The organism is Aestuariirhabdus haliotis, assembly GCF_023509475.1.
GTDB lineage: Bacteria > Pseudomonadota > Gammaproteobacteria > Pseudomonadales > Aestuariirhabdaceae > Aestuariirhabdus > Aestuariirhabdus haliotis.
This window is the reverse complement of the sequence record NZ_JAKSDZ010000012.1, coordinates 24,551-38,579: the sequence shown is the minus strand read 5'-3', so window position 1 is coordinate 38,579 and position 14,029 is coordinate 24,551. Positions and strand designations below refer to the sequence as shown.

Genomic DNA, 14,029 nt, shown 5'->3' with positions numbered 1-14,029 from the left:
AACCACCAAATTGATACTGTGGACGCTTTCACAAGATTTCTATTTTCTGCATCAGAAAAGCTCTAACAAAAACCTAAATTCAATTGTTTTGCGATAACAACGCTAAATCGATCGGCAGGCTCGTTATGTAAGCCCAACTTTCTATTTTTGTTTTTGCCACGGCCGTATAGCACCCACAAAAAAGGCCAGCATAAGCTGGCCTTTTCGCATGACACCCTATTCCTGAAGTTACAATGCTCGACTGTGTTGCCGGATATAGCTGTGTAACCTGGTAATGTCTCGCTCTAAAACGCTCATTCGCTCTTGCCGCTCAAACAGGTCACTCAGATGATGAGGTAGTTCGGGGGCTTCAAGTCCCGCCTTAATCACCGGCTCAGGGAACTTCACCGGATGTGCCGTAGCCAAGGTCACCATGGGCACTGAAGCATCTCGTCGACACTGTCGAGCGGCATACACACCAATGGCGGTGTGAGGATCCAGCAAGTACTCCGTTTCCGCAAAAACTTGCTTGATAGTTGCACAGGTCTGCTCGTCATCCACACGACTACTACTGAACAGCTCACGAGCAAATGCCCAACGATGCTCATCAACCTCAAGCTCACCCGTCTCGGCAAACTTGTCCATTAATTCCGCGATGGCGTTACCATTACGACCATAGAGATCAAACAACAGCCGCTCGAAGTTACTGGAGACCATGATATCCATACTGGGCGATAACGTGTGCTCAAGCGTCGCTTTATTGTAATGATTGGATTCCATAAAACGGTGCAAAATATCATTGCTGTTGGTCGCCACGATCAACTGGCTGATCGGCAAACCCATATTACGGGCAATGTAACCCGCAAAAATATCACCGAAATTGCCGGTAGGAACGGAGAAAGCAACACTGCGATGCGGCGCCCCTAAGGAAATTCCAGCCGCAAAGTAATACACCACCTGAGCCATAATGCGTGCCCAGTTGATGGAGTTGACCGCGACCAGTCGTGCTTTGCCCTCAAGAAATGACTGATCAGCAAAGCTGGCCTTCACCATGGCCTGGCAATCATCAAAGTTGCCCTCAACCGCCAGGTTATGAATATTGTCACCGACGATAGTGGTCATTTGGCGCCGCTGTACCTCAGACACCCGGTTATGAGGATGCATGATAAAAATATCGACGTTATCGCAGCGCTTACAGCCTTCAATTGCGGCCGAGCCGGTATCACCCGAGGTCGCACCAACAATCACGGCACGCTCGTTGCGTCGCTCGAGAATGTAATCGAGTAAACGCCCCAGCAGTTGCAGGGCGAAATCCTTAAAGGCTAGCGTGGGGCCATGGAACAACTCCAGCACCCATTCATTACTGCCAATTTGATTGAGTGGTGCTACCGCACTATGACTGAACTCAGCATAGGTATCATCGATAATACGCCCCAGCTCATCCGCTGGAATGCTTTCCGCAACGAAAGGCGCAATGATCTGCTTGGCCAATTCAGCATACGAAAGCCCGGCCCAGCTCGAAATTTGCTCGGGTGTATACCGCGGCAGGGTTTCAGGCACATAGAGACCGCCATCAGGGGCCAAGCCGGTTAAAAGCACATCTTCAAAATTCAGGGCCGGGGCCTGTCCTCGAGTACTGATATATTTCACGTTCGGTTCACTCGTTCTATGGTGGCCGGTATCCACTTCTGGCGGTGTATCACCGGCGGAAAAATAATTAGTCCAGATGATCCATTCGAATGCGGGTCACACTGCCCGTCACGACATCGAGCCCTTCAATCGCGGTAATGGCTCGATTGATCTGCGATTCCTGCACGGTATGAGTCAGCATGATGATATGAGCTACCTGCTCACCGGCATGCACTTCCTTCTGCACGATCGCCTCGATATTGATGCCTTCCTCACTGAGCACCCCCGTAATAGTGGTCATCACACCCGGCTGATCGCTGGCATCCAGACGCAGATAATAAGCACTTTCAATCTGCTCGATAGGCAGTATCGACAACGATTCCAACTCCGCATTGGCATAACCCAAACCAGCCACAGCGCAACCGGGGTGATCAAAGCTGCGAGCAACATCAATGATATCGGCAACGACTGCAGAAGCCGTGGGTTCGGCACCGGCACCGGCACCGTAATACATAGTGGGCCCGACAGCGTCAGCATCAACCATAACGGCGTTCATGACTCCATCCACATTGGCAATCAGGCGGCTCTCAGGTACCAGAGTCGGGTGCACACGCAGCTCAACTCCCTGCTCTCGCCGGCGAGCAATACCCAGATGCTTGATGCGATAGCCCAGCTCCTCGGCGTATTTAACATCTTCAGGACTGACTTTGCTGATCCCTTCGGTATAGGCTTTCTCAAACTGTAGCGGCATGCCAAAGGCGATAGAAGCCAGAATGGTGAGTTTATGGGCAGCATCGATGCCTTCCACATCAAAGGTTGGGTCCGCCTCAGCGTAACCCAGTGCCTGCGCTTCGCTCAGGACGTCAGCAAAATCACGGCCCTTGTCACGCATCTCGGTCAGAATAAAGTTACCGGTGCCATTGATGATACCGGCGACGGTATTGATTTGATTGGCCGCCAAGCCTTCCCGCAAGGCTTTGATTACGGGAATACCGCCAGCCACGCCGGCTTCATAGGCGACACTCACACCCTTGGCTGAAGCGGCTTCAAAAATGTCATTACCATGCACAGCAATCAAGGCCTTGTTCGCTGTTACCACATGCTTGCCGTGCTCGATGGCAGTCATAACCAGTTCGCGGGCCACATCGTAGCCACCGATCAGTTCTACCACCAGATCTACATCGGGGTCGCGGGCCACTTCAAAAATATCCGACGTAATACGAATAGCACCTGTATCGCAGTCTGGATTAGGACGCCGGGCGGCAATCATTTCAATCTGAATCTCACGCCCCAAACGGCGACGAATCACCTCGGCGTTGCGTGTTAAAACATTGAAGGTGCCACCACCAACGGTGCCCAATCCACAGATACCCACTCTGATAGGTTTCAAACCAACTTCCCCAGTTCAAAAAACGGTGTCGGCCAATGGCCAAATGAGGCGGATATTATACAGAGATTCGACGAGTCATCGACCCCTGATGCCAGCAATAAGGGGCTAACAAAGCCAGTCCGGCAAGCCATCACAACAAGAATTAAAAGAAGAAACACCGACCGGTGCAATGCGCGGGGAACCCCACGCATTGGAAGCAATATAAGATTCAGCCCCCCCTGAAAAGCTCAAACGAACACGACAAAGGGCTCTTTCCAGACTAATTCCGGGCAGTCTTAAAGAATGCCCAGATCTCGAGCCAGATCTTCGGCCGGACGATACCCAGGGATCATCGTGCCATCGTCCAGAAACAGGGCCGGAGTGCCACGCACGCCCAACTGCATGCCCAACTCAAACTCTTCCTGGACCGGGTTATCGCAGCTCTTCGAGGCGATTGATTTGCCACGTTTGGCATCGGTCATCGCCTGTCGCTGGTCATCGGCACACCAGACGTTCTGCATAATGTCATAGGCCGGCGCCCGCTTGCCGCCTCTGGGGAACGCCATATAACGAACTTCGATACCCAGCGCATTTAACTCAGGAACTTCGGCGTGCAGCTTTCGGCAGTAGCCACAGTCGACATCGGTAAACACTGTGATTGATGCTTTGGCTGGCCCTTCGGCCGGAAACACGATCATTTTGTCCTGGGGAAACCCGGCCAGCAGCTTGGCATTGATCTGACTACGCACCATCTCGGTAAGGTTTACCACGGGCTGATGACCGATATTGAGAAGATCGCCCTGAAGTACATGTTTGCCGTCGGCGGTAACATACACCAGGTTAGACGAACCTATAACCACCAGGTAGAGATCCTTGATCGGGGTGGGCATCACCTCGGTAATTTCAACGGTACTGTCCAGTTGCTGAAAGGCGGACCTGATCGTCTCGGCCGCCTTGTCATCCGCTGCTTGATCGGCGCTCAGCTGAAGGCTGAACAAAGCCACCAGCAGTCCAGTGACTAACAATTTCAATTGACGCATACATTTCCTCTGACTCTGTGGTCGAACCGACCCTATTGCAACACAACCTGCTGTATAGACCGCCGACACGGGCAAACTATTCTAACAGATTGAAAAAAATAGAGCTTCACCCCCTGGGGTGGTGACTGGCATGCAGCTGCTGCAACCGGTGCTGAGCTACATGGGTATAGATTTGGGTAGTGGATAGATCGCTGTGCCCGAGCAAAAGCTGGACCACCCGTAAATCGGCACCATGATTGAGTAAGTGGGTCGCAAAGGCGTGGCGAAGCGTATGAGGGGACAGAGGTTTATTGATGCCACCCTCAATAGCGTAGCGTTTAAGTCGATGCCAAAAGGTTTGCCGGGTCATAAAACCACCGCGCAAGCTGGGAAACAAAACCGAGCCCTGACCGCTGGCAATCAATTCTGGCCGAGCCTCAGCGAGGTAACGTAGCAACCAGTCCAACGCTTCCTCTCCCATAGGCACCAAGCGCTCCTTGCCACCCTTACCCAGGATGCGAACCACTCCAGCGCGCTGGTTCACCATCGATAGCTCAAGCCCCACCAATTCCGAAACCCGCAAACCACAGGCATAAATCAATTCCAGCATGGCCCGATCCCGTAACCCGATCACCGTTGCCGTATCGGGCGCATCGAGCAACGCCTCAACATCCTCTTCGGTAATGGTTTTGGGCAATGACCGACCCAGCTTGGGCAGCTCAACATTCAGGGTAGGATCCTGGGAGATGTGCTTTTCGCGCAACATATATTGATAAAAACCGCGCAAACAAGATAACAGTCGGGCCGTGGAACGTGCTTTATACCCCTTGGACAGCCGATGACCGAGATACTCGAGCAAATGCGCCCGCTCAACGCTCAACAGATCACCCACTCCCCGCTCCATAGCCCAGACAGCGAAGGCATTAAGATCTCGCCGGTAAGAACTGAGGGAGTTTTCACTCAAGCCCTTTTCCATCCAGGCGTTATCAAGATACAGATCAATCCAGGGATCAGTGTGTTCAGCGAGCTGTGATGTGGTAGTCATGACAAGGAATTTTCACTTTCGAATCTGTCAGGGCTGCTCTAGAGTACACCGCTATAGCCTTGTCATGCACGGCTATCCCGTACCCTTTTTCCCTAATGCAGATATGGAGAGTTCGCTGCATGCAGTCTATTCGCCCCCTTTCTATCACGTTTTTACTGAGCCTGCTGATCAGCGGCTGTGCGGGCCATGGTCATCAAGGACTGTCGGCGCAATGTGCCACCGGTCTGGAGGTGGCTTATCAGGAGCTGGATTTTGCCCGGAGCAAAGGCTTCGATGGCACTGTGGCTTGGGGCAAAGCTACCACCTTATTGGGTGCCGCCAAGGTGCAACAGCAGTTCGAAAAATATTCCAGCTGCATTGATAAGACCGATCGTGCGCGTTACTACATAAGGCAAGCCAGTCAGGGCTAAACCTCACCAGAGTAAATCATCTCCTATCAAAAAATCGCTTAGGTCAAAGGGCTCGCTTGCCCGGAATCAAGCATCACCGTTACCCGCCCGGATGCCTTAATCACGTCCTGTGCACGCATTTCAAACTGATACACCTGACCATTGCTGTCGGCGATCAGCTGTTCGCAATAAAGGTCAATATCCTCTTCAACCTTCGACAAGTCCTGGCAGTGGGCGACAAAGTGATTAACCCCCACCAGATAGCCGGCGGGGGGAGTAAAATGATCTGTGGATTCACTGTTAGCCACAAGTTGCAACAACGAGCCATGAACTGCCATGGCCTGGCCAGCATATTCAACCGCCGTATGGGCATCCAGACGACCGCAATGACGCAAGGGATTTTGCCCGGATCGATGGGAAATAACCCGGCAATGGATATTTTTCTGATCCCAACTTTCAACCGAAGCCAATAGACACATATCACCCTGATGCGGCAGCAAACCCGATAACTGCTCGAGGCTCAGCGATTGTCCCTCTGCTATTAACGGCATGAGCTTATAGCAACCCTGAGCTGCAACACCGAACTCAAAGCCAGCCTGACTTTGTCGCCTGTTTCCTCGACGTTGCCATTCGCTGCTTTTTTACTATCGACCGAAGCCAGGCCGAGCAGCAGAGGCAAAATTTCGGCGGCGGGATTATCTTCTCGTAACCTCTGCAATTGAGCATCCTCAAGCTCATCAGCATCTTGCTGTCCAGCCAACGTGTCAATCTTCAGGCTGGCGATTGAGGCCGCGCCCTGCTCGGCGCTCAGTACCAGTCCACAGGCAAAGAAATGCTCTACCGGCATAACAAGACTCAAGGGTTCAGGGGTCGGCACATCATAAGCGCACAGCAACACTTTGGGTTCGCCACTGCCAAGCTGCATAGCAGCTTCCAGTAACCCAGCGCTGACGGAGTATCGGCCCGACGAAAGGCAATTGAGAGGTTGGCGACACCCTGTACCAATACTCCAATATCCGCCGGCGGCATTATGCACCGAGTTGTGAAATTTGGTGGGAGACACCGCTTCCGGCTGGCGCGCCAAGGTCTGACAAATGTAATTCAGAATATCGCTATCGCCATTGGCCGTGGCAAAGATCGAAGGGAGCCTTGCTGGATCCTGCTCTGCACCGTTAACAGCCTGTAATGCCACCTCAAGAGCCAGGCGAACGGTTGGACTGGCCCTTCGCTGCTCCCGCGACGATAGCAACGCTGGACGGGGAGCCGTCGCTGGCACCAACGATGCCTCGCACGGTTGCTGAAACCGATCTTTAGCTTGCTCCCAGGTTTCCATGCCAGGAGCCCAGACACCAACACCATCCACATAAAGCGTTATGCTCATAGCGCTCTCCCGATCAGCAAACTGCAATTATTGCCACCGAAACCGAAGGAGTTGGTCAATGCCCTCTGTGGACTGCCAGACCGGGTTTTATGCAGAAGGCTAATCGGTAACTCTGCATCAACCACCCCTCGATTCAAAGTGCCAGGCAGCAGCTCATGTTCGATCGTCAGGGCACAAATCACCGCTTCCGTGATACCAGCCGCTCCCAGTGTATGCCCCGTCCACCCTTTGGTCGAGCTACAGGCAGGCACGCACTCAAAGACCCGGCTGACGGCGAGAGCTTCCACCGCATCATTAACCGGCGTCGCGGTACCGTGAAGGTTAACGTAATCGACATCACTCGCTTGCAAACCCGCACGAGCAATAGCTTGGGTCATGCAAACGACCGCCCCATCACCCTGTGGGTGGGGACTGGAAATATGGTGAGCATCGCTACTCTCCCCTGTCCCCAACAAACACAGGGCATCGGCATCTTCGGCGTTATTGCGTTCAAGTAGCATAAAGCCGCCACCTTCCCCGATATTAATTCCATCCCGTCCCTGTCCACTAGGCCGGCACAGCTGTTCGGAAAGTAATGCCAAAGAGTTAAAACCGTATAGCGTGCTGTTACAAAGACTATCGACCCCTCCCACTACAGCGCCATCGATCAAACCCGCTTCAATCATTCGTTGTGCCATAACAAACACCTTGGCACTCGAAGAACAGGCGGTAGACACGCAAAACTGAGGACCATCAAGCCCCAAGCACCTTGCGACAAACTCAACCAGTGAGTAGTTACTTACCGTGCCCATATAGGAAACATCGAAATCTAACTGAACACCTGCATCAGAATGATGGTAGGCCTGCTCCAAATCAAAAATGCCTGATGTACTGGTACCAAGAAAAAGCCCTATGCGGGTTGACCCACAACGTTCACGCAAGGCGGCTACTCTGGACGCAAAGCCGTCCTGCCGCAGACAAAGATCGGCGAGCCGGTTATTACGACAATCAAGATCCTGGTATTGAGCCTCAAGCTGGTAAGTATCGAGTTCCCGTACACGACCAATGTAAGTGGCTAGCGGGTTAAAATCGTTAGGCGCAAGACCGCTTTTTTCCGCTTTCAACGACGCTAATATTGAATTTATACCGACCCCGGCCGCGTTGCTGGCGGTATAAGCAGTGATCTGTATCGGATGCATAGGACTCAAGCGCTCGAAAAGGGGCCGCCAGTATAATCAGGCACTTTCCCCAGTGAAAGTACCGAGCAGAAACTGTATCACGCCTCGAACACAAGGCTCATCCGCAATTACTCCTTCAAACTGCACCTTATTGCCACGGACAGTACAGGTCACCGCCAGGTCGCAATCGGGCAATAAAGGTTGCAGGAATTTCACCCGGGGGATTCCCTGCAAGCAAGGACGAGCCGCAAAAGTAGCCAAGTACCCTTCGATTATCCGGGACAAAATAACGACCCCGGGAACGATCGGATTTCCTGGAAAGTGACCTGCCAGACTAGGGTGGTCGCTGGAAACCTGAAAATTGAAGCAAACCTGGGCTTCCGATGCCATATTATGAGGACTCATTGCCGGGATCTTCCGCTTGCTGGCGTGCCTGAGCGAATGCCTGCAAGAGTGCATCACGAGGCAACTTGCCAAGACTGTTACGCGGCAAACGAGCAACCTTTAAGAGTGGCCTGGGTATAAAAACCGGGTCGAGTTTACGCCGCAGGGCAGCCTGTATGGTCTTCACATCCAAACGGGAAACCACCAGAGCACATAGCCGCGCTTTCTGAGTATCCGGAATAAAAAAGACCCCATCATCGACCCCTTCAATATCCTTCAACAGATAATCAAGGGCCGAAAAGGAGTGACGCTTACCGGCGATTTTAACAAGGTCCTGATCCCGGCCAAGCAGCCTGAAACGGCCATCAGTATAGACCTCAAACCGATCAGACAACCCGGTTTGCTCATCAGCATGTATGAGCGCCGCGCTTTCCTGATTAACCTCAATACGCAAACCTGGCAAAGGCGTCCAACAGATATCAACGGCAGTACGCCGGGTCGCGATAACGCCACTCTCGGTGCTACCGTAGATTTCGATCAAGGGGCAATCGAAGCGTTGCTCCAGCATTTTTGCCGGCTCAGGTTCAAGAGCTGCGGTAGCACTTAAAAGGCAACCAGCAGGAGGAAAATCCAAATCACTATCCAGACAATATTGAAGGTGCATTGGCGTGCTGACCAACAGGCTATCCGAAGAAACCTCAGCGGCAATATCAGCGGGATAAAAGGGTTTGGATTCCTGCAATGCGAGCCCAGCAACCAGGGGCAGTAACAATCCGTTTTCCAGCCCATACATATGCTGTAGGGGGACCGTTGTGACGACGCGTTTAATCCCTTCACTCACAACCGCTTCGGCGGTTTGCTTGGCTCGCATAAATAGCTGTTGCAGTGATTTACACTGCGGACGGGGAGCCCCTGTAGAACCCGAAGTGAACAACACCACCGTATCAGGCTGTCGCCAATAGTCTGGATCGATACTGGGCAACGCCGTATTCTGGCCAGGCGGTTGATTTGATAACTGGGTGATGGGGTCAAGCTGTATCCGGGAGCAGCCGGAAACATCTACCAATGGCGTTTTATCCCAAACAAAGCAAAGATCAGGATTCTCATCGCACAGGGCCGCAAGCACTTCTGGCGTTTCATTTTGCGGCAACAGCATAGAAGTTCGGCTCAGCACCGCGGCCATCCAGGTGACCAAAAAGCTCGACTTGTGACTGCATAAATTAACGATCGATGTTCTTTCAGGGAACCGATCAGACAGGCATTGGGCCTGCGTTAACAAATCACCGATAGCTAACGAACGCGCAAATACCGAAGTCCCGACAATAACCGGCTGCTGGTTATCATAAGCCTGAAAGAACGGCTTCATCGATGACAAACCGGGACGTTATTCTGCACTGGGTCAACCGGCCGTTAAGTGCGATGCTGCTCAACGTGGGCGCAGAGCGCTCGTAAGGAGGCGAAGATACGAGCATTATCGGGATCGTCAGATTTCAGCTGAATACCATAATTTTGCGATACCGCCAGAGCAATTTCGAGTGCGTCAATCGAGTCAAGCGCCAAACCTTCATCACCAAACAATGGCTCTTCAGGGTTTATTTCATCGAGCTCGACATCTTCAAGATTGAGCACCTCGATCATCAGCTCGGCCATCTCTTTCTCAATACCTTGAAACTGTGACATAGGGGTTACTACTCTTCTTTAAACAGGGGTTAACAGGCGCGGGAGTATAACTGATTAAAAGCAAAAATCCCGCGCCTACGACGCATAGAATAAAACGATCTGAAAGCCATTAAAAAAGGCAGCCTATAGGCTGCCTTCTTAACATCGCCGGTTAGGGATGCCGAATCAACCCAACTTCTCTTTGATCCGAGCCTTCTTACCGGTACGCTCACGCATGTAGTACAGCTTGGCCTGACGAACATCACCGCGACGCTTGACGGTAATGCTATCAACCAGCGGGCTGTAGGTCTGGAAGGTACGCTCAACGCCAACACCGTTGGACATTTTACGAACGGTGAAAGCCGAGTTCAGGCCGCGGTTACGCTTACCAATAACAAAACCTTCGAATGCCTGCAGACGCTCGCGGGTACCTTCTTTTACTTTAACCTGTACGACTACGGTATCACCGGGGCCAAATACAGGTATTTCTTTAGACATTTGCTCCGCTTCGATCGCAGCAATGATCTTGTTCTTGCTCATGGTTTACTCCATCTTTAAAAGCAATTAATCCCACCCTGACCAGTTCGCGATAATGAGCAACTAAGACTCTGCATCACGATGATCACGAATAACCTCATCCAACAACTGTTGCTGCTCGGCATCCAACTCAAGGCCTTGCAGCAGATCCGGACGTCGCAACCAGGTACGAGTGAGCGATTGTTTTAATCGCCAGCGCCGGATCAACTGATGATTGCCACTAAGCAACACATCAGGAACCTTTTTACCTTCAATCTCAGGGGGACGAGTATAGTGTGGGCAGTCGAGCAAACCCGTTGAAAACGAGTCTTCCTGGGCGGAGTCCTCATGGCCGAGGGTTCCCGGAACAAAGCGTGAGACCGCATCGATCAAGGTCATGGCTGCCAACTCACCGCCGCTGAGGACAAAGTCACCAATGGACCACTCCTCATCGATTTCGGTTTCGACAACCCGCTCATCAATGCCTTCATATCGCCCTGCGACCAGCACCAGTCGTTTATGACTGGCCAGCTCCATCACACCCGCCTGGTCGAGCTTACGACCTTGCGGCGAGAGATAGATCACTCTAGCCTCAGTTCCAGCAGCCGCTTTGGCCGCATGGATAGCGTCACGCAGAGGTTGAACTTTCATCAACATGCCGGGACCACCGCCATATGGGCGATCATCCACCGTTTGGTGCCGGTCGCAGGTAAAGTCTCTTGGATTCCAGAGATCTACCTCAACCAGGCCCTGCTTCACCGCCCTTCCTGTTATGCCCTGCTCCGTTACGGCTTTGAACATTTCCGGGAAGAGTGAAACAACCCCAAACCACACAACTAAAACTCCGGATCCCAATCGACCCGTACAAATCCCTCTTCGAGATTTACTTCATTGATCACCTGATCTTGCAAGTAAGGTATCAAGCGTTCCCGCTTATCAATACTGCCCTTACAAGCCCGGACCACTAAAACATCGTTGGCACCGGTTTCCATCAACTGAGCAACTTTCCCTAACAACGCGGGTTCGGCTCTACCGCCTTCGACCACGTGATCGGTTATTACTTCCAACCCCTGCAACTGATGCCAATAGTATTCACCATTGTCCAGTGTAGGTAGTTGCGATCTTTCTACCAGGATCTCGCTGCCCGTAAAGGTTCGCGCTACTTCCCGGTCATCACACCCCTTGAGGCGCACAACCAGGCCCTTGCCATGATGGCGGCCCTGATCGATTTCAACTGTCTGTTTGCGGCCTTGCTGATTCAGAGTCCACTGAGAGTAATTCAGGATGTTATCCATCGGCTCGGTATAAGAATGTACCTTAAGCCAGCCTTTTACCCCATAAACCGTGGTAATACGCCCGAGAACGATTTGCTCTTTATTTTGGGCGGTTGCCACGATACCGAACTCTGCCTGAGCTTAAATTAGGCAGCAGCTGCGTCTTTCAACAGCTTGGCAACGCGCTCAGAAGGAGTTGCACCCTTGGCAATCCAAAAATCAACACGCTCCTGATCAACACGCAAAGTCTCTTCCTGGCCACGGGCAACAGGATTAAAGAAACCTACACGCTCAATGAACTTACCATCGCGAGAAGTACGGGAATCAGCCACGGTCAAGTGGTAGAACGGACGCTTTTTGGAGCCGCCACGCGACAAACGAATAGTTACCATGAATCAGTATTTCCTAAAGTTGAACAAGAGGCACCATACCTCTTCGACTAACAACACACGGACCGGAGCCCTGAAAGGGCGCACATTTTACGGGATGAGCCCGGCAATGCAAACCCTTTTTACCCCCTAAACGGGAAAAATCTACTGCAAGCTGGCTGGACGGGCCTTTACATGCCGGGGAAGCGGCCTCCTGGAGGCATCATTCCACCAGGTCCACCCATGCCACCCATACCGCCAGGACCACCTTTCATACCACCCAGACCACGCATCATATTGGCCATACCGCCCTTACGGGAAACCTTTTTCATCATTTTCTGCATCTGCTTATGCTGCTTGATGAGACGGTTAATATCCTGGATTTGAGTACCGGAACCGGCCGCAATACGCTTTTTCCTGGAGCCATTGATAACATCCGGAAAACGACGCTCCTGGGGAGTCATAGAATTAATAATGGCCTCCATCTGCACGAAAGGCTTCTCATCGGCCATTTTTTGCTGCGCCATCGCCGCCATATTACCCATGCCGGGCATTTTATCGAGCATGGACGCCATGCCACCCATCTGTTTCATTTGCTGCAGTTGATCACGAAAGTCTTCCAGGTCAAAGCCTTTGCCTTTCTTCAACTTACGGGCCAGAGTTTCCGCTTTTTTCTTATCGAGCTTTTGTTCCGCCTCTTCGATCAGGGAAAGCATGTCTCCCATACCGAGGATACGCGAAGCCACCCGGTCCGGATGGAAAGGCTCGAGGGCATCGGTTTTTTCACCCATGCCCAGGAATTTAATCGGCTTACCCGTAATATGACGTACAGAGAGCGCGGCACCACCGCGCGCATCACCATCGGCCTTGGTTAAAATTACGCCTGTCAGGGGCAGCGCATCATTGAACGCTTTGGCGGTATTAGCCGCATCCTGGCCGGTCATCGCGTCGACCACGAACAGGGTTTCCACTGGAGTGATTTCCGCATGAAGCTCACGAATCTCGCCCATCATATCTTCATCGACATGAAGGCGACCCGCAGTATCAACAATCACCACATCGTAATGCTTGTTACGGGCTTCAGTAATCGCGCCCTGAGCTATAGCCAACGGCTTTTGCTTGGCATCGCTAGGGAAGAAATGCACACCCACTTCATTGGCCAGAGTTTCCAACTGCTTGATCGCCGCGGGACGATAAACGTCGGCACTAACCACCAGCACGGACTTCTTTTTACGCTCGGTCAACCACTTGGACAACTTAGCCACCGAGGTTGTCTTACCCGCACCCTGAAGACCCGCCATCAAGATGACCGCCGGCGGACGCGCAGCAAGATCAAGCTCTTCATTAGCGTCGCCCATGACCGCTTCCAGTTCGCTCTGAACGATCTTGACGAACATCTGACCCGGGCTCAGGCTCTTCTGAACTTCCTGTCCAACTGCCCGCTCACGAATACGATCGACGAAGGCTTTGACTACCGGTAGCGCAACATCGGCTTCCAGCAGCGCCATACGCACTTCGCGCAACGTTTCCTTAATATTGTCTTCGGTCAGCTTGGCCTTGCCGGTTACATTTTTCAGCGTATGGGAAAGGCGGTCTGTTAGATTCTCAAACATCGATCTACCTTGTTGCGGCCTCGAGGCCGTTGGGAGGGTGGACAGGTAAAAATAACGGGCCATTATACCCGAAGCCTGCAGTGAGACCAAAATCTGGCCGGACACATACGATAAAACAAGGATCCTGGCGCCAGCAGATAATAGCTCTGCCCTTTTTAATACTGAATAACACCGGAACAATGCCTGCTTTTGCTGCTGGCGACTTCAACCTCCGCCACTGTTGTGCCACACTTGCGGACCTGAAAAA

The 14,029-nt window shown here is 52.3% G+C and carries 16 protein-coding genes; 1 reads left to right on the top strand and 15 read right to left on the bottom strand.

The features are described 5' to 3' along the window. Positions 1-228 precede the first annotated feature (228 nt). The 4 genes from thrC to xerD all read right to left on the bottom strand — a co-directional run bounded on the left by thrC (position 229) and on the right by xerD (position 5,041). A complete protein-coding gene (gene thrC / locus MIB40_RS09640) occupies positions 229-1,629 on the bottom strand; it encodes a threonine synthase (protein WP_249693452.1) in 1,401 nt (466 codons plus the stop codon). 67 nt (positions 1,630-1,696) lie between these two features. Next, the gene (locus MIB40_RS09635; RefSeq protein ID WP_249693450.1) at positions 1,697-2,998 is read right to left on the bottom strand and encodes a homoserine dehydrogenase; all 1,302 of its coding nucleotides are present in this window, start codon (positions 2,996-2,998) and stop codon (positions 1,697-1,699) included. 275 nt (positions 2,999-3,273) lie between these two features. Next, positions 3,274-4,017 carry a thioredoxin fold domain-containing protein gene (locus MIB40_RS09630; protein WP_249693448.1) on the bottom strand — a complete coding sequence of 248 codons (744 nt, stop codon included), beginning with the start codon at positions 4,015-4,017 and terminating at the stop codon, positions 3,274-3,276. A 106-nt stretch (positions 4,018-4,123) separates the two neighbouring features. Next, on the bottom strand, positions 4,124-5,041 hold the full coding sequence (gene xerD / locus MIB40_RS09625; RefSeq protein WP_249693446.1) for a site-specific tyrosine recombinase XerD: 918 nt from the start codon (positions 5,039-5,041) through the stop codon (positions 4,124-4,126). Positions 5,042-5,160: 119 nt separating this feature from the next. Between xerD and MIB40_RS09620 the strand changes: the two genes are divergently transcribed. Beyond that, positions 5,161-5,451 (top strand): hypothetical protein, encoded by a 291-nt coding sequence (locus MIB40_RS09620; RefSeq protein ID WP_249693444.1) that lies wholly within the window; start codon positions 5,161-5,163, stop codon positions 5,449-5,451. A gap of 38 nt (positions 5,452-5,489) precedes the next feature. On the opposite strand, the gene MIB40_RS09615 is transcribed toward MIB40_RS09620, so the two are convergent. The 11 genes from MIB40_RS09615 to ffh all read right to left on the bottom strand — a co-directional run bounded on the left by MIB40_RS09615 (position 5,490) and on the right by ffh (position 13,782). Then, positions 5,490-5,981: a hotdog family protein gene (locus MIB40_RS09615; protein WP_249693442.1), complete on the bottom strand. Its 492-nt coding sequence runs from the start codon at positions 5,979-5,981 to the stop codon at positions 5,490-5,492. Continuing rightward, a complete protein-coding gene (locus MIB40_RS09610) occupies positions 5,972-6,811 on the bottom strand; it encodes a beta-ketoacyl synthase chain length factor (RefSeq protein ID WP_249693440.1) in 840 nt (279 codons plus the stop codon). Before MIB40_RS09610 ends, MIB40_RS09615 begins: the two co-directional genes overlap by 10 nt. Continuing rightward, positions 6,808-7,989, bottom strand: coding sequence for a beta-ketoacyl-[acyl-carrier-protein] synthase family protein (locus MIB40_RS09605; protein ID WP_249693438.1), 1,182 nt, complete (start codon positions 7,987-7,989; stop codon positions 6,808-6,810). Before MIB40_RS09605 ends, MIB40_RS09610 begins: the two co-directional genes overlap by 4 nt. Positions 7,990-8,025: 36 nt before the next feature. Continuing rightward, positions 8,026-8,373 carry a hypothetical protein gene (locus MIB40_RS09600; protein WP_249693436.1) on the bottom strand — a complete coding sequence of 116 codons (348 nt, stop codon included), beginning with the start codon at positions 8,371-8,373 and terminating at the stop codon, positions 8,026-8,028. After that, entirely contained in the window at positions 8,360-9,718 is a 1,359-nt protein-coding gene (locus MIB40_RS09595; RefSeq protein ID WP_249693432.1) for an AMP-binding protein, read from the bottom strand. The genes MIB40_RS09600 and MIB40_RS09595 overlap by 14 nt, the downstream gene beginning before the upstream one ends. Positions 9,719-9,762: 44 nt before the next feature. Further along, positions 9,763-10,032, bottom strand: a complete 270-nt coding sequence (locus MIB40_RS09590; protein WP_249693429.1) for a phosphopantetheine-binding protein — start codon at positions 10,030-10,032, stop codon at positions 9,763-9,765. A gap of 165 nt (positions 10,033-10,197) precedes the next feature. After that, entirely contained in the window at positions 10,198-10,551 is a 354-nt protein-coding gene (gene rplS / locus MIB40_RS09585) for a 50S ribosomal protein L19 (protein ID WP_249693427.1), read from the bottom strand. Between the two features lie 60 nt (positions 10,552-10,611). After that, a complete protein-coding gene (trmD, locus tag MIB40_RS09580; RefSeq protein ID WP_249693425.1) occupies positions 10,612-11,361 on the bottom strand; it encodes a tRNA (guanosine(37)-N1)-methyltransferase TrmD in 750 nt (249 codons plus the stop codon). Between the two features lie 2 nt (positions 11,362-11,363). Continuing rightward, entirely contained in the window at positions 11,364-11,921 is a 558-nt protein-coding gene (rimM, locus tag MIB40_RS09575) for a ribosome maturation factor RimM (RefSeq protein WP_249693423.1), read from the bottom strand. A 26-nt stretch (positions 11,922-11,947) separates the two neighbouring features. Then, positions 11,948-12,193 carry a 30S ribosomal protein S16 gene (gene rpsP, locus MIB40_RS09570; protein WP_249693421.1) on the bottom strand — a complete coding sequence of 82 codons (246 nt, stop codon included), beginning with the start codon at positions 12,191-12,193 and terminating at the stop codon, positions 11,948-11,950. 167 nt (positions 12,194-12,360) lie between these two features. Continuing rightward, positions 12,361-13,782, bottom strand: coding sequence for a signal recognition particle protein (gene ffh / locus MIB40_RS09565; RefSeq protein WP_249693419.1), 1,422 nt, complete (start codon positions 13,780-13,782; stop codon positions 12,361-12,363). Between the last annotated feature and the right edge of the window lie 247 nt (positions 13,783-14,029).